20 protein-coding genes are annotated in these 20027 nt (G+C 65.0%); 13 read left to right on the forward strand and 7 right to left on the reverse strand.

What is annotated here, in order from left to right; genetic code table 11:
• Window positions 1-48: 48 nt before the first annotated feature.
• Window positions 49-1158 (reverse strand): LysR substrate-binding domain-containing protein, encoded by a 1110-nt coding sequence (locus tag VFG17_RS11275; RefSeq protein ID WP_325029570.1) that lies wholly within the window; start codon window positions 1156-1158, stop codon window positions 49-51.
• Here VFG17_RS11275 and VFG17_RS11280 point away from each other — a divergent pair.
• Complete coding sequence (locus tag VFG17_RS11280) at window positions 1075-1785, forward strand: FMN-dependent NADH-azoreductase (protein WP_325029571.1); 711 nt, start codon at window positions 1075-1077, stop codon at window positions 1783-1785. The genes VFG17_RS11275 and VFG17_RS11280 overlap by 84 nt on opposite strands.
• A gap of 35 nt (window positions 1786-1820) precedes the next feature.
• Here VFG17_RS11280 and VFG17_RS11285 read toward each other — a convergent pair whose 3' ends face one another.
• Window positions 1821-2276, reverse strand: a complete 456-nt coding sequence (locus tag VFG17_RS11285; protein WP_325029572.1) for a hypothetical protein — start codon at window positions 2274-2276, stop codon at window positions 1821-1823.
• Window positions 2277-2460: 184 nt separating this feature from the next.
• Window positions 2461-3441: an NAD(P)H-quinone oxidoreductase gene (locus tag VFG17_RS11290; RefSeq protein WP_325029881.1), complete on the reverse strand. Its 981-nt coding sequence runs from the start codon at window positions 3439-3441 to the stop codon at window positions 2461-2463.
• Window positions 3442-3591: 150 nt separating this feature from the next.
• Between VFG17_RS11290 and VFG17_RS11295 the strand changes: the two genes are divergently transcribed.
• Complete coding sequence (locus VFG17_RS11295; protein ID WP_325029573.1) at window positions 3592-3789, forward strand: DUF1192 domain-containing protein; 198 nt, start codon at window positions 3592-3594, stop codon at window positions 3787-3789.
• Window positions 3790-3835: 46 nt separating this feature from the next.
• Here the strand turns inward: VFG17_RS11295 and VFG17_RS11300 are convergent, their stop codons facing one another.
• Together VFG17_RS11300 and VFG17_RS11305 are read right to left on the reverse strand one after the other, a co-directional pair.
• Window positions 3836-5320, reverse strand: a complete 1485-nt coding sequence (locus VFG17_RS11300) for a heme peroxidase family protein (RefSeq protein ID WP_325029574.1) — start codon at window positions 5318-5320, stop codon at window positions 3836-3838.
• Window positions 5321-5503: 183 nt separating this feature from the next.
• Entirely contained in the window at window positions 5504-6976 is a 1473-nt protein-coding gene (locus VFG17_RS11305; RefSeq protein ID WP_325029575.1) for an ATP-binding protein, read from the reverse strand.
• 110 nt (window positions 6977-7086) lie between these two features.
• Between VFG17_RS11305 and VFG17_RS11310 the strand changes: the two genes are divergently transcribed.
• From VFG17_RS11310 to VFG17_RS11345, 8 genes are all read left to right on the forward strand, one after another.
• Window positions 7087-7359, forward strand: a complete 273-nt coding sequence (locus VFG17_RS11310; protein ID WP_325029576.1) for a hypothetical protein — start codon at window positions 7087-7089, stop codon at window positions 7357-7359.
• A 12-nt stretch (window positions 7360-7371) separates the two neighbouring features.
• A complete protein-coding gene (locus tag VFG17_RS11315; RefSeq protein WP_167919637.1) occupies window positions 7372-7587 on the forward strand; it encodes a hypothetical protein in 216 nt (71 codons plus the stop codon).
• Between the two features lie 185 nt (window positions 7588-7772).
• On the forward strand, window positions 7773-10109 hold the full coding sequence (gene clpA, locus VFG17_RS11320) for an ATP-dependent Clp protease ATP-binding subunit ClpA (protein WP_325029882.1): 2337 nt from the start codon (window positions 7773-7775) through the stop codon (window positions 10107-10109).
• Between the two features lie 64 nt (window positions 10110-10173).
• Window positions 10174-11013, forward strand: a complete 840-nt coding sequence (gene map / locus VFG17_RS11325) for a type I methionyl aminopeptidase (protein ID WP_325029577.1) — start codon at window positions 10174-10176, stop codon at window positions 11011-11013.
• Between the two features lie 192 nt (window positions 11014-11205).
• The gene (locus VFG17_RS11330) at window positions 11206-13389 is read left to right on the forward strand and encodes a PQQ-dependent dehydrogenase, methanol/ethanol family (RefSeq protein WP_325029578.1); all 2184 of its coding nucleotides are present in this window, start codon (window positions 11206-11208) and stop codon (window positions 13387-13389) included.
• A gap of 366 nt (window positions 13390-13755) precedes the next feature.
• Window positions 13756-14094: a P-II family nitrogen regulator gene (locus VFG17_RS11335; protein WP_037518110.1), complete on the forward strand. Its 339-nt coding sequence runs from the start codon at window positions 13756-13758 to the stop codon at window positions 14092-14094.
• Window positions 14095-14165: 71 nt separating this feature from the next.
• Window positions 14166-15578, forward strand: a complete 1413-nt coding sequence (glnA, locus tag VFG17_RS11340) for a type I glutamate--ammonia ligase (RefSeq protein WP_325029579.1) — start codon at window positions 14166-14168, stop codon at window positions 15576-15578.
• A gap of 162 nt (window positions 15579-15740) precedes the next feature.
• A complete protein-coding gene (locus tag VFG17_RS11345) occupies window positions 15741-16211 on the forward strand; it encodes a nuclear transport factor 2 family protein (protein ID WP_325029580.1) in 471 nt (156 codons plus the stop codon).
• Window positions 16212-16219: 8 nt separating this feature from the next.
• Here VFG17_RS11345 and VFG17_RS11350 read toward each other — a convergent pair whose 3' ends face one another.
• Window positions 16220-16879, reverse strand: coding sequence for a hypothetical protein (locus VFG17_RS11350; protein ID WP_325029581.1), 660 nt, complete (start codon window positions 16877-16879; stop codon window positions 16220-16222).
• Window positions 16876-17088: a helix-turn-helix transcriptional regulator gene (locus VFG17_RS11355; protein ID WP_325029582.1), complete on the reverse strand. Its 213-nt coding sequence runs from the start codon at window positions 17086-17088 to the stop codon at window positions 16876-16878. The genes VFG17_RS11350 and VFG17_RS11355 overlap by 4 nt, the downstream gene beginning before the upstream one ends.
• A 143-nt stretch (window positions 17089-17231) precedes the next feature.
• Here VFG17_RS11355 and VFG17_RS11360 point away from each other — a divergent pair, with 143 nt between their 5' ends.
• From VFG17_RS11360 to VFG17_RS11370, 3 genes are all read left to right on the forward strand, one after another.
• Entirely contained in the window at window positions 17232-17750 is a 519-nt protein-coding gene (locus VFG17_RS11360) for a hypothetical protein (RefSeq protein ID WP_325029583.1), read from the forward strand.
• 76 nt (window positions 17751-17826) lie between these two features.
• A complete protein-coding gene (locus tag VFG17_RS11365) occupies window positions 17827-19350 on the forward strand; it encodes a PQQ-dependent sugar dehydrogenase (protein WP_414712949.1) in 1524 nt (507 codons plus the stop codon).
• Between the two features lie 52 nt (window positions 19351-19402).
• Window positions 19403-20014, forward strand: a complete 612-nt coding sequence (locus VFG17_RS11370) for a flavodoxin family protein (protein ID WP_325029585.1) — start codon at window positions 19403-19405, stop codon at window positions 20012-20014.
• Window positions 20015-20027 lie beyond the last annotated feature (13 nt).

Consider the following 20027-nt stretch of genomic DNA (forward strand, 5'->3'; position numbering starts at 1 on the left):
GGGCCGCCCCTCGCGGGGCGGCCATTCGGCGGTCGATGTAGACCTGTTTTAGGTTGCGGGCAAGGGGTGGGCGGTAGAGGAGAGGCCCGCGACGGATTCGACGAGCCAGGCACAGACCGCCCGCACGTCGGCGCAGGCCATATTCGCCGGCGTCGCGAGCATATGATAGCTGTCCCCTTCGATGACGGGGCCGAAGGGGTGCATCAGCAACCCCGCGTCGATCTCGGGCCGGGCAAGGATCAGGCTGCCGATCGCAACGCCATGCCCGGCGACCGCGGCCTGCAGGGCACGATCGTCCGAATTGAAGCGCGGCCCTTCGTCGACGGCCAGCCCTTCCATCCCGGCAAGCCCCGCCCATCGCCGCCAATCGGGTGCGTTCGCGGGCCGGCGCCATTCGACATGCAGCAAGGTGGCGCGCAGGAGGTCTTGCGGCGCGGACAGGCCGAGCTTCGGGCTGCAAAGCAATCCGAAGCGTTCCGAAAAAAGCGGTTGGCCGACCAGCCCGTCGAAAGGACCCCGGCCATAACGAACGGCCACATCGGCCTGCCCCGCCGTCAGATCGACAGGCTCATCGGAGGAATGCAGCCGCAGATCGAATTCGGGAAAGCGTTCACGAAACGAGCCGAGTGCGGGCAGCAGCTTGCGCGCGGTAAATTGTATCGTCGCGGTCAATGTCACCGCCGTGCGGCGCGGGGCCGGCGCAAGATCGGCAAGCGCCCGGTCGAATATATCGAAGCCGTCGCGCAACGTCGGATAGAGCCGCTCGCCCGCGTCGGTCAGCACGACCTGCCGCACCTGACGAATGAACAGCGCGAGGCCCAGCACATCCTCCAGCAGGCGGATCTGGTGGCTGATCGCCGTCGGCGTCACCCCAAGCTCGTCCGCGGCCTTTCGAAAACTGAGATGGCGCGCCGCCGCCTCGAATGCGCGCAAGGTGCCAAGCGGCGGAAGTTTCCGGTTTCGCATCATGGATGAGGCAAATTGATCCATCGGCTGAGATATTCGCGTTCGACGGGACGCTTTATAAAGAGATATTCTTATCCAGTCACCAAAACAAATGAACTGGATTATCTCATGACCTTCCCTGAAGCGCCAGCATTTCGCATACTCCACATCGATTCCAGCGCCCGGCCGGGCCTTTCCGGTCGGGACCGGCACGGCTCGCACAGCCGGCGTTTGAGCGCGCGGTTCGTGCAGCGATGGTCGCGGGCGCGGCCGCAGGACCGGGTCGCCTACCGCGATGTCGGCCTTGCCCCGCCGGCGCATGTCGACGCCGAATGGATCGCCGCCGCCTTCTCCCCGCCCGAAAAACGCAGCGACGAGCAGCGCGCCCGGCTGGCCGAAAGCGACCGGCTGATCGCCGAGCTGATGGCGGCCGATCTCGTCGTCATCGGGGCACCCATGTATAATTTCGGCATGCCGGCGCCGCTGAAGGCCTGGCTGGACAATATCGTGCGCGTCGGCGTCACCTTCGGTTTCGACCGGAAACGCGAGGGCGAGCCCTATTGGCCGATGCTGCCCGCCGGAAAACGGCTGGTCGTCCTCGGCGCCCGCGGCGATTACGGCTATGATCCGGGCGGGCGCCAAGCCGACGTGAATTTCGTCGAGGCCGGACTGAAAGCGCCCCTCGCCTATATCGGGCTGCGCGACGCCGACTCGATCGCCATCGAATATGACGAGTTCGCCGACGCGCGCCTCGCGCGGTCGATCGCCGCCGCCGAAAGCGCCGTCGACGCGCTGGTGGATCGGATGATCGTGGGAATGAACGAAAGCGTGGCCGCCTGACCGCTATCGCGTCGGCGCCTCGGCCCGCGGCGCTCCTACGGGCCGCACTGCCACAGCCCGGCGAAGACACGCCGCGCACCGTCGGCGCGGTCGGCGGTCAGCGTCGCGGGGCGCGGCGGCGACTCGCCCTCGCCCTGTGCCGGACCAGTCAGCGCGACGCGAAGCTCCAATCCCTTCGCATAGAATTTCGTACCCTTTGCCATCGCATCGAAACCGCCGTTCGCGGAGACCGTCTCGATCGAGTCGCCGACCTTGACGATGCCGCGCGACGGCTCCGCCGATGCGACATCACCCTGCGCGAGCAGGATCGGCTGCGCGCCCTCCTCGTCGGCGTCGACGAAGCTGCACGCGAGCTCGCCCTTCAGCTTGGCGCCGCTGACGTCAGCCTCGGTCAGCGCGGCGAGTTCGATCGGCGATCCGTCGCCGCCGCGCGTCGGGACGTCGGTGGGCTTGATCGGGGGCGGCGCTTCGGCCGCCTTCCCCTCCGGCACGACCTCTCCGTCATAGGAGGCGGTTGGTGTTTTTTCGGGTTCAGCGGGGCCAGAACAGGCGGCAAGAGCAAGTGAGAGAGCGGTGGCGGGAAGCAACAGGTTACGCATATTCATCGGAAAAAGATCATCCTCTTGATTGGCCCCCGTTCCTGAACCGCCGAAAAGTGCGGGTCGTTCCCTCGGCTCATCCCACGATGAGCACGATCTTTCCCACATGCGCGCCCGCCTGCATCCGCTCATGCGCGGCCGCCGCTTCGGCGAGCGCGAAGCTCTGATCCATCGCGGGCTTCCACGCGCCCTCAGCAAGCCGCGGCCAGAGCGTGCCGTGAATCTCGTCGGCGAGCAGCGCCTTGAACTCGCTGCTGCGCGCGCGGAGCGTCGACCCGGTCAGCGTCAGCCGGCGGCGCATGACCTGCGATATGTCGATCTCGACCTTCGCGCCGCGCTGGAAGGCGATCGTCACATGGCGGCCGTCGTCGGCAAGGCATTCGAGGTTGCGCGGCACATAATCGCCGCCGACCATGTCGAGCACGACCTCGACCCCGCGCCCGCCCGTGAAAGCCTTCACCGCCTCGACATAATCCTCGCTCGAATAATCGACCGCCAGGTCGGCGCCGAGCGCGGTCGCGGCGGCGCATTTGTCGGCGCTGCCGCAGGTCACGATGACCTTGATGTCGAACAATTTGCACAGGCCGATCGCGGTCGTGCCGATGCCGCTGGTGCCGCCATGGACCAGCACCGTCTCGCCCTCGCGCACCCAGGCGCGCTCGAACAGATTGTGCCATACGGTGAAGATCGTCTCGGGCAGCGCCGCGGCCTCGGCCATCGAAAAGCCCTTGGGCACCGGCAGGCAGCTGCCGACCGGCGCGACGCAATATTCGGCGTAACCGCCGCCCGCGACCAGCGCGCACACCGCCTGTCCCAGAAGTTCAGGATCGCCGCCCGGACCGACCGCCACGATCGTCCCCGCGATCTCGAGCCCCGGCAGGTCCGACGCGCCCGGCGGCGGCGGATAAAAGCCCATGCGTTGCAGCACGTCGGGGCGGTTCACGCCCGCCGCGGCGACGCGGATCAGCACCTCGCCCGGCCCCGGCTGCGGCACCGGCCGCGTCTCCGGCTGCAAGACTTCGGGCCCGCCCGGCGCGCGAATCGCGATGGCGGTCATTTCTGCTGGCACGCTGGTCACTTCATTCCCCCACTGGTCCCGGTTCCATCACCCCTGCCCCGCCTTATTGACAGTGCGGCGACACGGGTCAACAGTCGCGCGCCTTATTAGCCCCTTAGGGCTTGAACCCAGGGACCAGGAGGATGCGCCATGGACGATGACGACCTTCCCCGCCGCCGTGACGATGTTCTGACGGCGCTGACCCGACAGCCGCTCGATCCGCTGTCGGTCGACGAACTCGACGACCGCATCGCCGCGCTCGAAGGCGAGATCGCCCGGATCAAGGCGCACCGCGCCGCGGCGACGAGCCAGAAGGCCGCCGCCGAGGCGTTGTTCCGGAAAAGCTGAGCGGGAAATCGCCGGCGCCCGCAAGGAACGCCGGCGACATCGCCCCCTACGCGACCTCGGCGTAGCGAAGCAGGTCGATCATCGTGAAATCGTCGCCCTTTTTCGAGGCGTCGACGGTCGGCAGGAAGGGCTGCCATTCGGGGTCCTGCGACAGATACGACCCCTTGTCGCCCTGCAGCAGGCCGATGAACACCTCGGTCACGATCCGCGCGCCGACCGGCCCCAGCCGCGCGCCATTCTGCGTCACCTGCGCCTCGCGCAAGATATAGAACCAGAGCGGCGTCCGGTCGTCGAAGCCGTGCGGTTTGAGGTCGGCGAGGTCGCCCTTCGACAATTCGGGCAGCTTCATCGCGCGCGCGACGCGCTGACCAGAGGGCAGCGAGAAGGTCAGGTGGCGGAGCAGGTTGCGCTGCGCGAGCGACGCGGGGTTCGTCTTGGGATCGGGGTTCGGCACCACCGATCCCGGCAGGCGGAACAGCGCGGTCGACAGCGTCGTGTCGATCTTCTTGTTCGGCTTCACATTGCCGTCGCTGAAATCGAAAAAGGTCGGCCAGTCGATGAAGCGCCGCGGCGCGCGGCAGCCGCCCGACAGATCGTCGGGATCGGCCGAGTCCGACGGCGTCGGGGTAAAGATCATCGCGAAGAAGGGATTCCCGCCCTCGCCGGTGAAATTCGCGCGATACGACGGCCGCACCTGGCTGTGCCCGAACCGGTAAGCCGCGACCGAAAATTCGACCGGAATATAGGGCTCGTTGTTCCAGCGGTAAAATTTGCGGCCGTTCGTCAGCACGTCATCGACCACCGCATCACCGCACGTCTTGCGCAGGAATTCATGGACGATCATCCATTGATAGTGCCAGCGCACGATCCGCTGCGCCTCGGCGAAAATCTCGTCCGATACGGTCAGCTTGATCTTGGTCTTCACATAATCGACGACCCGATTGTGGAATTTCAGGAAAGCGACCTGAAGCTGGCCGATGATCAGATTCTCGTCGTCGCGCGGATCGGCGATCAGCGCGACATTCTGGCTGTTGCGCGGCAGGTCGAACCTGTCCGCGGTCCCCGTCGGCTCGAGCAGGAACTTGCCGCCCTTGCCGCCCTGCGTGTCATACAGATGCGGGCTGCCGCCGGGCCCCGCGCCATAGACATTGTCGAGCCCGAAGCTCGGGGTACGGAAATTGGCGATCTGTTCGGGATCGACCTGCCGCTCGAGGCTCGAGGTCGGGTCGAAGGTCATGTCGTGATCGAGGAACTGGCCGAGAAAGGTGAAGCCCGCGGTCAGCGTCGGATTGTCGCTGTTCTTCGCCGACAGCGCCGGGTCGGTGATCAGTTCGGCCGGCGTCTGGTTCAGCTTGTCCTTGGCATCCATGATGCCCCCGGCCTTGCCGATCTCGATCAGCGCGGCGCGGACATCGGGGGTGTCGGCGGCAAAGGGCGGCAATTCGCCGAACATGCGGCCGAAGCGGCCGGCGTCGGAATATTTGGAGCGCGGCGGAACGATGTCGCGCGGATATACGCCGTGACGAGGCATAGCAGTCTCTCCTGTGGTTTTCGGGATTGTCGGGACGATCCACCCACCAAGAGAGCTGGCATCCGCTGTTTTAGGCGCGAACCTGCGGCAAGGATTGCGCCGATCGGGGCGTCGTCCCAAGATTTTAGGTGACTAATTCTGGATTAACATGCCGGATCGCGGCGAAATCGCGACGGGATGAGGCTATTCGGCCTCGGTGCTGAGCCCGAGTTCGGGGATGCCGATCGAGCGCCGCCCGCCGAAATCGGCGCGCACGACGATCACGCCCTGCTTTTCCATATAGTCTACGAGGCGGCGGATGCGCCCCGGCGAGCGGCTGCCATAGGCGCGGCCGAGGATGTCGTCGTCGGGGCACGGCTCGCCGTCCATCGCCGCGCGCGCGATCTGAAGGAAGGGCGCGAACATGTCGTGCGGCAGCCGGTCGGCGACGGCAAGCATCTCGCGCCAGCGCGGCTCGGCGGGGTCGAACACCCCGCCCTTCGCCAGCGCGAAGCGGCGGCGAAAGGCGACAAGGTCGAGCGGCACCTTCTTCAATTTCTGCATCCGGCAGCGCACCGAAAAATCCTGATAGAGAAAGGATTCGCCCTGAAAGGCGCAGTCGGGATCGACGAGCATCTCCTCGAGCGTCGCGATCACCACCGCGTCGCTCTGCTCCGCCTCCTCGACCGCTTCGAGGATATCGAGCACCGGCGGCGCATCGGCATCCTCGTGCAGCGCTTCGCTCGCCGCGATCCGTTCCATGACCTCGCTCGCCGCGACCGGCTCTGGTTCGGGCGCGAAGACGCGCGGCGCCGCGGGCGCCTCCATCTCGGTGAACAGCATCGAGCGCATATCCTCGCCCCCCGCCGACGGCAGCGGCATCAGCCCGTGCGTGCCGAGGCGCGTCGAGGTCTGCGTCGACCCGATCCGCACCGCGATCGGTCGCCGCGAGATCGCGGGGCCGAGCCCGAGGAAATGCCCGCGCTCGAGGTCGCGGATCGTCTCGGCCTGCCGCCGCTCCATCCCGAGCAGGTCGGCGGCGCGCGCCATGTCGATGTCGAGGAAGGTGCGCCCCATCAGGAAATTACTCGCCTCGGCCGCGACATTCTTCGCGAGCTTGGCGAGCCGCTGCGTCGCGATCGCCCCCGCAAGGCCGCGCTTGCGCCCGCGACACATCAAATTGGTCATCGCGCCGAGGCTCGCGCGGCGGACATTGTCGGCGACGTCGCCCGCAACGCTCGGCGCGAACATCTGCGCCTCGTCGACCACGACGAGCGCGGGAAACCAATGCTCTCGCGGCGCATCGAACAGCGCATTGAGGAACGCCGCGGCGCACGTCATCTGCGCCTCGATATCGAGCGATTCGAGGCTGAGGATGATCGACGCGCGATGCTCGCGGATGCGCGCACCCATCGCCGCGATCTCGCGCTCGTTATAGTCGCCGCCGTTGATCACGACATGGCTGTAGGCATCGGCGAGCGTGACGAAATCGCCCTCGGGATCGATCACGATCTGCTGCACCAGCGCGGCGCTTTCCTCGAGGATACGGCGCAGCAGGTGCGACTTGCCCGACCCCGAATTGCCCTGAACGAGCAGGCGCGTCGCGAGCAGTTCCTGCACGTCGATGCGCACGCCCTGCCCGGTGCTGTCGGTCCCGATGTCGATGCTGGTCTTCACGGTGGCCGCCCTATCGGGGCGCTTGGCCAAAGACAACCGGGCGGGCTTTCCGATCAGCCGATTTTGCCGCGCGACCTTGCCAAGCGGCGCGAACGGGCCGAAAGCGCGGCATGGATTTCGACGACCAGCTCCGCCGTTATTTCGGCACCGCCGACTTGGGCGCGATCCACCCCGAAGCGCACGCCGCGGGCACCGAACGCATGCGCGTCGACTTCGGCCTCGAAACCAACCCCGGCCGCCGCTTCGCGCTGTGGGCGCTGATGTACATGCTCGGCGTCGCGCCGGACCTCGATGTCGCGTTCAAGGATGAGAACGAGCGCAATGTCGCGCGCGACTTTATGGATATGGTGGATCGGCAGGTCAGTGCCGAACCGCCAGCATAGGGAGAGCCTGCCTTGAGCCGCCGCGAACTTCTCTTGATGCTGGCCGCATGGGCCATAGTTTCGGCTATGATTTTTACACTTGGCGTAGGTTTCGCGGGCGGATTGGAACATGTCTTCTCGCTTCCATCAGGAGAGCCCGTTTCGATTGCGTTCGCCGTGATCGGCTGGGTTTTCATCCTATGCCCGGTGGTGGCCATTCCGCTGGTCCTTCTGCGCGGACCGAAATAGCGAGGGCAATTCGCATGCGCAGAGAGCAAATCTCCAACGCCTCGTTAACCATACTACAACCCCGTCATCGTAATTTCACAAAGCCGACCGCTTTTCCCTTGCGGTGGGGCGGCGGCATCGCCACGTTGCATTTCTAAGGGGGCCGCCATCTCCCCGGCCTGGTCCCCGCAAGGAGATGAATGACCATGCCGTCCTTTTCGGAAAGCCTCGAAAAGACCCTCCATAACGCTCTGAAGGCCGCTTCGGAGCGCCACCACGAATATGCGACGCTCGAGCATCTGCTCTATGCGCTGATCGACGACGACCATGCCGCCGAAGTGATGCGCGCCTGCGGCGTCGCGCTCGACGACCTGCAATCGGCGGTCGTCCATTATCTCGACACCGAACTCGACAGCCTGAAGGTCGAAGGGCACAGCGACCCGTCGCCGACGTCGGGCTTCCAGCGCGTCGTCCAGCGTGCGATCCTGCACGTCCAGTCGTCGGGCAAGGACGAGGTGACGGGCGCCAACGTCCTCGTCGCGCTCTTCTCCGAACGCGAAAGCTATGCGGTCTATTTCCTGCAGCAGCAGGACCTGACGCGCCTCGACGCGGTTTCCTATCTCAGCCATGGCGTCGGCAAGGGTGGCAAGCCCTCGCCGCAGGCCGAGCCCGAGGAAAAGGAGGAGGCGAAGGACAAGAGCGAAGGCAAGTCGAAGAAGGAAACCGCGCTCGACCAGTTCACCGTCAACCTTAACGAGAAAGCAAAGGGCGGCAAGGTCGACCCGCTGATCGGCCGCAGCGCCGAGGTCGACCGCACGATCCAGATTCTCTGCCGCCGCAGCAAGAACAACCCGCTCTATGTCGGCGATCCCGGCGTCGGCAAGACCGCGATCGCCGAAGGCCTCGCGCGCAAGATCATCGAGGGCGACGTGCCCGAGGTGCTGCTGCCCGCGGTGATCTATTCGCTCGACATGGGCGCGCTGCTCGCGGGAACGCGCTATCGCGGCGATTTCGAGGAGCGGCTGAAGCAGGTCGTGACCGAGCTCGAAGGCCTGCCGCACGCGATCCTGTTCATCGACGAAATCCACACGGTGATCGGCGCGGGTGCCACTTCGGGTGGCGCGATGGACGCGTCGAACCTGCTCAAGCCCGCATTGTCGGGCGGCGTGATCCGCTGCATCGGTTCGACGACCTACAAGGAGTTCCGCAACCATTTCGAAAAGGACCGCGCTTTGCTCCGCCGGTTCCAGAAGATCGACGTGGTCGAACCGACGCTCGAGGACACCAAGAAAATCCTCGCCGGCCTGCGCAGCGCGTTCGAGGCGCACCATCAGGTGCGCTACACGCAGGACGCGATCAACGCCGCGGTCGACCTGTCGGCGCGCTACATCAACGATCGCAAATTGCCCGACAAGGCGATCGACGTGATCGACGAGGTCGGCGCGATGCAGATGCTCGTCGCCCCGTCGAAGCGCAAGAAGACGATCACCGCGAAAGAGATCGAGGCCGTGATCGCGACGATGGCGCGCATCCCGCCCAAGTCGGTTTCGACCGACGACAAGGCGACGCTCGCCAGCCTCGAAACCGACCTCAAGCGCGTCGTCTTCGGCCAGAACACCGCGATCGAGGTCCTCTCGTCGGCGATCAAGCTCAGCCGCGCGGGCCTCCGCGATCCCGAGAAGCCGATCGGCAACTATCTCTTCTCGGGCCCCACCGGGGTCGGCAAGACCGAGGTCGCGAAGCAGCTCGCGTCGATCATGGGCATCCCGCTCCAGCGTTTCGACATGAGCGAATATATGGAGCGCCATTCGGTCAGCCGCCTGATCGGCGCGCCCCCGGGCTATGTCGGTTACGATCAGGGCGGGCTGCTCACCGATGCGATCGACCAGAATCCGCATTGCGTGCTGCTGCTCGACGAAATCGAGAAGGCGCATCCCGACCTGTTCAACATCCTGCTGCAGGTGATGGACAACGGCCGCCTGACCGACCACCACGGCAAGACCGTCGATTTCCGCAACGTCATCCTGATCATGACGACCAATGCGGGCGCCAGCGACATGGCGCGCGAGTCGATCGGCTTTGGCCAGGCGACGCGCGAGGATGTGCAGGAAGAGGCGGTGAAGCGCATGTTCACCCCCGAATTCCGCAACCGCCTCGATGCGATCGTGCCCTTCGGCTATCTGCCGCCCGAGGTTGTCGCGCGCGTCGTCGACAAATTCATCCTCGAACTCGAACTGCAGCTCGCCGACCGCAACGTCCATATCCAGCTCGACGATGCGGCGCGCGAATGGCTGACGGGCAAGGGCTATGACAAGCTCTATGGCGCGCGTCCGATGGGCCGCCTGATCCAGGAAAAGATCAAGCAGCCGCTCGCCGAGGAGCTGCTCTTCGGCAAGCTCGTCCATGGCGGCGAGGTCAAGGTGAAGATGAAGACCGGCGAGGACGCCCATGTCGGCAATCCCTTGGCCTTCGAAATCATCCCCGCCGCACCCAAGGCCGGCAAGGGCAAGGCGAAGGCCAAGCCCGAGAAGGCGGCGGAATAGAGGTGACGGGGCGGCCATGGTGCCGCCCCTCGCTTTTTGAGGCCCCAGCGACTATATCACCCTCATGTACGACTATGTCTCCGTAACCGCCGCCGACGCCGCGGCCCCCGCCCGCGTTCGCGACGGTACGATCAAGCTCCACGACGAGGCGGGCTTTGCCGGCATGCGCAAGGCGGGCCGGTTGTCGGCCGAAATCCTCGACGCGCTCGTCCCTTTCGTTCAACCCGGTGTGACCACGGCGGAGATCGACGACCTCGTCCGCACGATGATGCTCGATGGCGGCGGCATTCCCGCGACACTCGGCTACCGCGGCTTCACGCATAGCTGCTGCACCAGCATCAACCATGTCGTGTGTCATGGGATTCCCGACGACAAGCCGGTGCGCGAGGGCGATATCATCAACATCGACGTCACCAGCATCGTCGACGGCTGGCACGGCGACACGAGCCGCATGTATCTGGTCGGCGACGTGGGCGTAAAGGCAAAGCGCCTCGTCGAAGTCACCTACGAATGCCTGATGCTCGGCATCGAACAGGCGAAACCCGGCAACCGCATGGGCGACGTCGCGCACGCGATCCAGCAACATGCCGAGCGCCACCGCTATTCGGTCGTCCGCGATTTCTGCGGCCATGGCCTCGGCCAGATGTTCCACGACGCGCCCGAAGTGGTCCACGCCGGCCGCCCCGGTACCGGCCCCGAGCTCAAGCCCGGCATGTTCTTCACGATCGAGCCGATGATCAACACCGGCAAATATGCGGTGAAGATGCTCAATGACGGCTGGACCGCGGTCACCCGCGACCGCAGCCTGTCGGCGCAGTTCGAGCATAGCATCGGGATCACCGAGACGGGCTGCGAGATTTTCACCGCGAGCCCCAAAGGCCTGAACGCGCCGCCTTGGGCCTGATTCTCGGAGACTCGTCATCCCGGACTTGATCCGGGATCCATGGTTTCCAAAGCAGCGTCGGCCTTCGTGGACCCCGGATCAAGTCCGGGGTGACGAGGGAGATGCCCCCCATTTTCCCGCTTGCACCTCCGCCCCATCACGCGCAGACTTGACGTTAACGTCAACAATAGGCGTCGAACGGGAGAGCATGGAATGGCGAAACGGGTCTGGACGGCCGCGCTGCTGGGCTGCGCGGCACTGGCATTGGCTTCATGCAACGCATCGAAGAATGAGAGCATCTCGGGCGGCGCGCTCGATGCGGCCGAAAAAGCCAGCGAGACCCTGCTCAAGACCGGCGGCAACGGCGACGACTGGGGCGCGATCGGCTTCAGCTATGACGAGCAGCGTTTCAGCCCGCTGACCGACATCAACGACCAGAATGTCGGCTCGCTCGGCATCGCCTGGTTCGCCGATCTCGACGATGCGCGCGGGCAGGAAGCGACGCCCGTCGTCGTCGACAGCGTGATGTATGTGACCCACGCCTGGTCGAAGGTCAGCGCCTGGGACGCCGCGTCCGGCAAACCCTTATGGAAATTCGACCCCGAGGTCCCCGGCGAGCGCGCGGTTTCGGCCTGCTGCGACGTCGTCAACCGCGGCGTTGCCGTCTGGGGCGACAAGCTTTTCGTCGGGGCGCTCGACGGGCGGCTGATCGCGCTCGACCGCAAGACCGGTAAGGAGATCTGGTCGACGCAGACCTTCGACGCCTCGAAGCCCTACACGATCACCGGCGCGCCGCGCGTCGTGAAGGACATGGTGCTGATCGGCAATGGCGGTGCCGAGTTCGGGGTGCGCGGCTATGTCACCGCCTATGACGCCGACACCGGCAAGGAACGCTGGCGCTTCTACACCGCCCCGAACCCGAAGAAGGAAAAGGACGGCGCCGCCTCCGACGACATCTTCGCGTCGAAGGCCAACGCGACCTGGTCCGACAAGGGCGAGTGGCAGACCTCGGGCGGCGGCGGCACCGTGTGGGATGCGATCGTCTACGACAAGGATCTCGACCAGATCTATCTCGGCGTCGGCAACGGCAATCCGTGGAACCATGGCACGCGCTCGAACGGCGAGGGTGACAACTGGTTCCTCTCCTCGGTCGTCGCGCTCGATGCCGCGACCGGCGCCTATAAATGGCACTATCAGGAGACGCCGGCCGAGACGTGGGACTATACCGCGACCCAGCCGATCATCCTCGCCGAGCAGCAGATCGACGGCAAACCCGTAAAGGTGCTGTACCATGCGCCGAAGAACGGTTTCTTCTTCACCATCGACCGCGCTAGCGGCAAGCTGATCGATGCCAAGCCCTTCGTCGACGGGATCAACTGGGCGACCGGCTATGACCTCGCGACCGGCCGCCCGATCGAAAATCCCGAGGCGCGCTTCTACAAGACCGGCAAGCCTTTCATCGCGATCCCCGGCGCGCTCGGCGCACACAACTGGCATCCGATGAGCTACAACCCCGCGACCGGCCTCGTCTACATCCCGGCGCAGCAGATCCCGCAGGGCTATCTCGCCGACATGAACGAGCTCGACCGGCGCAAGGTCGTCGGCTTCAACGTCGGCACGTCGCTCACCGGGACGCTGCTGCCCGACGACAAGGCGGCATTCCGCGCCGCGGTCGCCGCCACAACCGGGCGCCTCGTCGCCTTCGATCCGCGCACGGGTAAGGTCGTGTGGGGCGTCGACTATCCCGCCGCGTGGAACGGCGGCACGATGACGACCGCCGGCAACCTCGTCTTCCAGGGCACGAGCACCGGGCGTTTCCGCGCCTATGCCGCCGACACCGGCAAGCAATTGCTCGACCTCGACATGCAGTCGGGGATCGTCAGCGCGCCTTCGACCTTCCGCGTCGGCGGGGTGCAGTATGTCGCGTTCCAGACAAGCAAGGGCGGGGCCTTTCCGCTCGTCGCCGGGGTCGCGGGCGGCGTAACGCGCAAGGTGCCCAACATCCCGCGCCTCGTCGTGCTCAAGCTCGGCGGCACCGTCCAGCTCCCCGCGCCGCCCGCCACCGCCGCGCTCGCGTGGAACCCGCCGCCGCAGTTCGGCACGCCGGCCCAGATTGCCGCGGGCAAGGCGCATTTCGGGCGCTATTGCATCGTCTGTCACGGCGACAGCGCGATCGGCAACGGCTTCACCCCCGATCTCCGCGTTTCGGCGACGCTGGCCAATGCCGATGCGTGGAAATCGGTCATCATCGACGGCGCGCTCAAGGACCGCGGCATGGTGAGCTTCGCGCAGGTGCTTACCCCCGCCGACGCCGAGGCGCTGCGCGCCTATGTCATCGACCGCTCGAACTGGACCAAGGCGAACCTGCCCGAAGCGTCGGCGCCGATGGGGCGCTGACTGATCTTCTCCCTGTGACCGAAGGTCATGGGGAGGGGGACCGCTCGCAAAGCGAGTGGTGGAGGGGCCGCGTCATGGCCCCTCCGTCAGCGCGTCGCGCTGCCACCTCCCCATCGCTACGCGACAGGGAGGAGCAATATGCCGCTTTTTTAGGCAGTCCAATTCACCGTTTGCCCACCCCTTGGGCAGCGACGTCCTTTCGTTTCAAATTTCTTACCGAAACCCCGCGATTCGCCAATTGGCACGGCTTTTGATTGGTGCAAGATGGCGGGACACCGCACCGACTCGACGGCAAACCGGACCAGGCCCGCCTGATCCGGCCTGAGGCGCGAAGGGCGGCGGCCAGCCCAAAGGGGGACGAGAAGCGTGAAGAAGATTGAGGCGATCATCAAGCCGTTCAAGCTCGACGAAGTGAAGGAAGCGCTGCACGAAGTGGGTGTCAGCGGGATCACCGTCACCGAGGCCAAGGGCTTCGGCCGGCAAAAGGGTCATACCGAACTTTATCGCGGCGCCGAATATGTCGTCGACTTTCTGCCCAAGGTGAAGCTGGAGGTCATCGTCGAGGATTCGATGGCGGAACGCGTGGTGGAGGCGATCGCCGCCGCCGCGCAGACCGGCCGGATCGGCGACGGCAAGATCTTCGTCATCCCGGTCGAAACCGCGCTGCGCATTCGCACCGGCGAACGCAACGAGGACGCGCTTTAATCGCTCGCATTTTTCCAAAACCCGACACCCCCCGGCACGCCGGACCATTTCGCAAGAAGGAAGCATAGACGATGGCTACGAAGCCCAAGGATATCATCGCGCGGATCAAGGAAAACGACATCGAGTGGGTCGACCTGCGCTTCACCGACCCCAAGGGCAAGTGGCAGCATTTGACCATGGTCGCCTCGATCCTCGGCGAGGACGAGCTCGAAGACGGGCTGATGTTCGACGGCTCGTCGATCGAAGGCTGGAAGGCGATCAACGAGAGCGACATGATCCTCAAGCCCGATCTCGACGCCGTCTATGACGATCCCTTCTCGGCGACCCCGATGCTCGTCATCTTCTGCGACATCGTCGAGCCGTCGACCGGCGAAGGCTATGCCCGCGACCCGCGCACCACTGCCAAAAGAGCAGAGGCCTATGTCGCCTCGACCGGCATCGGCGACACCGTCTATGTCGGCCCCGAAGCCGAGTTCTTCATGTTCGACGACGTCCGTTTCGAAACCGGCTATAACAAGTCGGGTTTCGAGATCGACGATATCGAGCTGCCGACGAACACCGGCCGCAGCTATGAGGGCGGCAACCTTGCGCACCGTCCGCGTGCCAAGGGCGGCTATTTCCCCGTCGCCCCGGTCGACAGCGCCGTCGACATCCGCGCCGAAATGGTCTCGACGATGCTCGAAATGGGCCTGCCCTGCGACAAGCATCACCATGAAGTCGCCGCCGCGCAGCACGAACTCGGCCTGACCTTCGGCACGCTCACCGAAACCGCCGACCGCATGCAGATCTACAAATATGTCGTGCACCAGGTCGCGCACGCCTATGGCAAGACCGCGACCTTCATGCCGAAGCCGATCAAGGACGACAACGGCAGCGGCATGCACACCCACATCTCGATCTGGGAAAAGGGCAAGCCGCTCTTCGCGGGCAACGGCTATGCCGGCCTGTCGGACATGTGCCTCTATTTCATCGGCGGCGTCGTCAAGCACGCCAAGGCATTGAACGCCTTCACCAACCCGACAACGAACAGCTACAAGCGCCTCGTCCCGGGCTTCGAAGCGCCAGTGCTGCTCGCTTATTCGTCGCGCAACCGTTCGGCGTCGTGCCGCATCCCTTACGGCGCGGGCGCCAAGTCGAAGCGCGTCGAATTCCGCTTCCCCGACGCGATGGCGAACCCCTATCTCTGCTATTCGGCGCTGCTGATGGCGGGCCTCGACGGCATCCAGAACAAGATCCACCCCGGCGATGCGATGGACAAGAATCTGTACGATCTGCCGCCCGAGGAACTCTCGGAAGTCCCGACCGTATGCGGTTCGCTTCGCGAAGCGCTCGACAGCCTGATGGCCGACCACGACTTCCTGCTCAAGGGCGACGTGTTCAGCAAGGACCAGATCGAGGCCTATGTCGAGCTGAAGTGGGACGAGGTTTACCGCTTCGAACAGACGCCGAGCCCGGTCGAGTTCGACATGTACTACAGCGCCTGACCAACAGGGGGCTTTGTAGCGGGGCGTCCGGTTCGGGGGAACCGGGCGCCCCTTTGCTTATGCGCTTGCTCGCCGCGCCTTGCCCGCTTACCCCTCACGTAGTTGCGCGCGGCCGCCAGCCCGGGCAAGCCTTTGCAGAGGCGCAAGGAGGAGAGGCAGTTGGTGAACCGGCTCCATGCGGCGGCGGCGATGCTCTTTCTGACGGCAGCGTGCGCGCCCGCGAGCGATCGGGCGGAACCCGCGACCACCCCGGCGGGCTATCGCGAGGCCGCTTCGGCGCTCGACGCAGCGATCGCGGCAAAGGATGGAGCCGCGCTTGAACGGTTGATCGCGGAGGATTTTCTCTGGGTCCGCGGCAGCGGCGCGAAAGGCGACAAAGCGGCGTTCATCGGCGCGCTGACGGCGCCCGCAATTCGCATCGAACCTTTTCGCGCGAGCGAAGCGCGCTGGATTATTTCGGGCAATAGCGCGCTGCTGGCCGCGACCAACGAGTTGCGCGGCGCGGCCGATGGCGAGCCTTTCGTCGATCGCCATCGCTTTGCCGACCACTGGCTCTGGCGCGACGGCGGCTGGCGGCTGGTTTACGCCCAGATAACGCCGCTGCCCGAAACCGCCGATCCGGATGGCAGCTAGAGCGTGATCTAGCGCACCATCATGCCGCGCTTGCCGACCGCGACGAAGCTGCCGCCGATCAGCGAAGCCGCCAGCACCGCGATGACGTCGATCGGCGAAAGCGACGCATTCCAGCCGAGCGCGTCGAGCGCCGCCCAGGGCAGAAGGATCGCGCAGGCGATCAAAAAGGCCCAGGAGCCGCCCTCCAGCCCGAGCTGCCGGTCGAACTCGTCATAGACGCGGAGCCAGCGAAACGACGCCACGCTCACCACCAGCAGGACCGCCAGCGCCGCGAGCGCGACGCCGGGCGCCACGGGGCCGGCCGCGAAACCGGGTGACCGTGCGAGCGCGACCAGCATGAGCGTGACGCCCGCCCATCCCATATAGAGCGCCGAGCGCAGCAGCTTGGGCCGGTCGTCGACCAGTTCCTCGGCATCGCCGACGTTGAGCAGCCGCGCCCCGGCGCGCGGCGCGGCGAGGCCGAAGCCGATCATCACGGTGGTCAGCAGATACACCAGCCCCACACCCGCCAACGCCACGCGCGAGGTCTGCATCGCGACGAGCAATCCCTCGCCCGCGAGCCACATCAGCAGCGAAAAGCTGCCCGCGCCGAACGCCATGCCGGCGAGCGCGCTGAATGCCGTCTTTTTCCACCGCCGCGTCCGGTCGTCGATCGTCGAATGGCTCATTCTTCATCCTCCGGAATCCAGTGATCGATAAACAGCGCGCGCACCTCGAGCCCGAAAAGGCGGGCCATGCGTAGCGCGAGCGGTAGGCTGGGGTCATATTTGTCGGTTTCGACCGCGTTGATCGTCTGACGCGAGACGCCGAGCCGGCGGGCCAGTTCGCCCTGGCTCCATCCCACGCCTTCGCGATATTCGCGCACCCGATTTTCCAACGCATATTCCTTAGCCTGTCAAACATTCTTTACAGGCTCCATGCCAGAGTGTCAAACACTCTTTACACATCGATCACCGCACCGCGATTACGCTTTGGTAAGCGGTCGCGGCTAAAAGCCGGTGCGATCGGGGGGAATGTTCGATGATGCGTATCGTGATCCTGGCCGCCGCGACCTTGCTTGCGACCGGTTGCGGCAAGATGGCCGAACTCGCGAACCAGACGCGCACCGTCGCCGCGCCTCGCGAAGACGTGTTCGTCAGGATGTTCGGCGACGACGGCGCCTTTGCGGGCCTGCCGCTTGTCACCAACGGCGGATCGACGCGGCTCTACGAACTCGTCGCCGAAAAGGGCGAGCCCGGGTTCGAGAAGCTGATCCCCGACAAGCGGCCCGAAGCTTATAAGGTCAAGATCGCGGTCGCGATGGAAATCCCGCGCGAGGCGCATCTGATCTACAGCGTCGACGATGGCGCGCTCACGACCGGGCTGAAATTCACCTTCGAGGAACTCGCGCCCGACCGCACCCGGGTGGCGTTCACCATCGACGAACTGACGGGCCACGACAAGGAAGGGCTCGCCGTCAACACTGGCGCGCTCCGCGGCATCGCACAGGACGCTCTCAAAAAACTGGACGATTTTGACGAGGTGCAGGACGCCGCCTGACGCCGGTGTCGCGCTACGCGTCTGCAATCATTAAGGACTTGCTGTCGAAGCGTTTTTCGCGAAAGATGGCATTCCGATGCCGAAGCGTCTCGCTCTTCTTATCGCCCCCTTGCTCCTCGCCTCGTGCGGGGGTGGCGGAAGCGATGGTGGAGGCGACGGCGGGCGCGATAACGGTGGGAGCAATCCCCCGACGAGCGATTTGCCGCTCCACTTCACCTCGGCGCAAACCGCGAGCGTCGTCGAGAACCAGACGGCCGCCTATCAGGCGACCGCGAGCGACCCGGACGGCAAGCCGCTGACCTTCACAATCGACGGCGGATTTGATGCCGATCGCTTTTCGATCACTCCTGCGGGGACGCTGCGCTTCAAAGTCGCACCCGATTATGACCTGCCCAGCGACGAAACGTACAACAATGAATATATTGTGCGGCTGCAGGTCAGCAACGGCAGCGAAAGCGTCACGCAGACGGTTATCATCACCGTCACCAACAGCACCGAAGGCATATCGGTCGAGCGCGTCGGCACAGGCTTCAATGAGCCAACCTTCCTGCTCGGCATTCCGGGCAGCCAGGACATGTATGTGCTCGAAAGGGCCGGCGCGGTCTATCGGCTGACCCCCTCGACCGGGGCGAAATCCCTGCTCTTCACCATCCCCGACCTGTCGACCGACGGGGCGCGCGGATTGCTCGGCATGGCGCTGCTGCCCAACCCCAATTCGAATCGCTTCATGGTCTATTGCTACGGCGCCGGCGGCGATGTCGAGCTGCGCCAATATGTCTTTGCCGCACCCGGTGCCGCCCCCACGCTGATGGCTGCGTTTGCGATTCCGCACCCTCAGCCCTCCAACCGCCTTGGCGGCGCGATCGCGTTCGGTCCCGACGGTCTCCTCTACGTCGGGACGGGCGACGGTCGCACCCTCGACGATCCCCGAAACCAGGCCCAGAATCCGAACTCTCAGCTCGGCAAGATATTGCGGATCAAGGTGGTTGCCGATCCCTATGCCGGTGCCTCGGCTCCATCGACGGGCGATTTCTTCAAGCCTGCACCGGGCAACCCCTATATCGGCGGCGGCGGAGACCCTTATGTCTACGCGCTTGGCCTCCGCAACCCGGCCAGTGCTACCTTCTATGGATCGACGCTGACAATCGGCGACAGGGGCCTACAGTTTTTCGAGGAACTCAATCTACTGACTACAACACAGCCCGGCGCCAATTTTGGTTGGCCGTTCAAAGAAGGATCGGATCTTCTTGTGGATCGGAACGATCCCCAGCTGCCCGCCAACCTGATCGATCCTGCCTTCTCGTATTTTCATCGTACCGGTGTTGGGATCACTGTGGGTTATGTCTATCGCGGCCCCGTCGCCTCGCTGCAGGGCCTATATATCCTGGCCGAATCCCCGAAAAATCGCATATGGTCGACGCCGGCTTCCGGCTTGGTTCCCGGTCAGCGGATTGACCGCATATCGTCGCGCGACGAGGATTTCAGACCGGATATTGGTTCGACCAACGCGATCGCCGGTTTCGGCGAGGACAGTTCGGGCAATCTGCTCTTTGCTGCCGCGCGAACTGGCGAGATTTTCATGGTGCGCCAAGGAACCTGAGCCCGGCGGCGCGGCTTTCTCAAGCGGGGGACAAACCCGCAAAGGAGCCCTCATGGCCGCCCCCCTCACCGCCACCGCCATCAACTGCTCGCTCTCGAGCCGCGGGCGCAAAAGCTCGACCGACGCGATGCTCGCGGTGCTCGCCGATCATTTCAAGGAGCAAGGCGTGACGGTCGCCGATCCGATCCGCCTCGCCGCGCACAACATCAAATGGGGTGTCAAATCGGACGAGGGCGAAGGCGACGAATGGCCGCAGATCCGCGAGCGCATCCTCGCCGCCGACATCTTGATCTTTGGCACCCCGATCTGGATGGGCCAGGCTTCGAGCGTCGCCAAACTCGTGATGGAGCGGATGGATGCCTTCCTCTCCGAGACCGACGACAAGGGCCGGATGCCAAGCTATTCCAAAGTCGCGGTCGCCGCGATCGTCGGCAATGAGGATGGCGCGCACAATGTCTCGTCGCAGATCTTCCAGGCGCTGAACGATGTCGGCTGGACAATCCCCGCGGTCGCCGCCTGCTATTGGGTCGGCGAGGCGATGGGGTCGGTCGATTTCAAGGATCTCGATCACCGTCCGCGCAAGGTCACCGAAACCGCGAAGATGGTCGCGGCCAACGCGGCGCATCTCGCGCGGCTGCTCAAGAAGGCACCCTATCCGGGCTGACGAGGTTGCCGAG

The organism is Sphingopyxis sp., from assembly GCF_035686825.1.
In the GTDB taxonomy this organism is placed as follows: Bacteria; Pseudomonadota; Alphaproteobacteria; order Sphingomonadales; family Sphingomonadaceae; genus Sphingopyxis.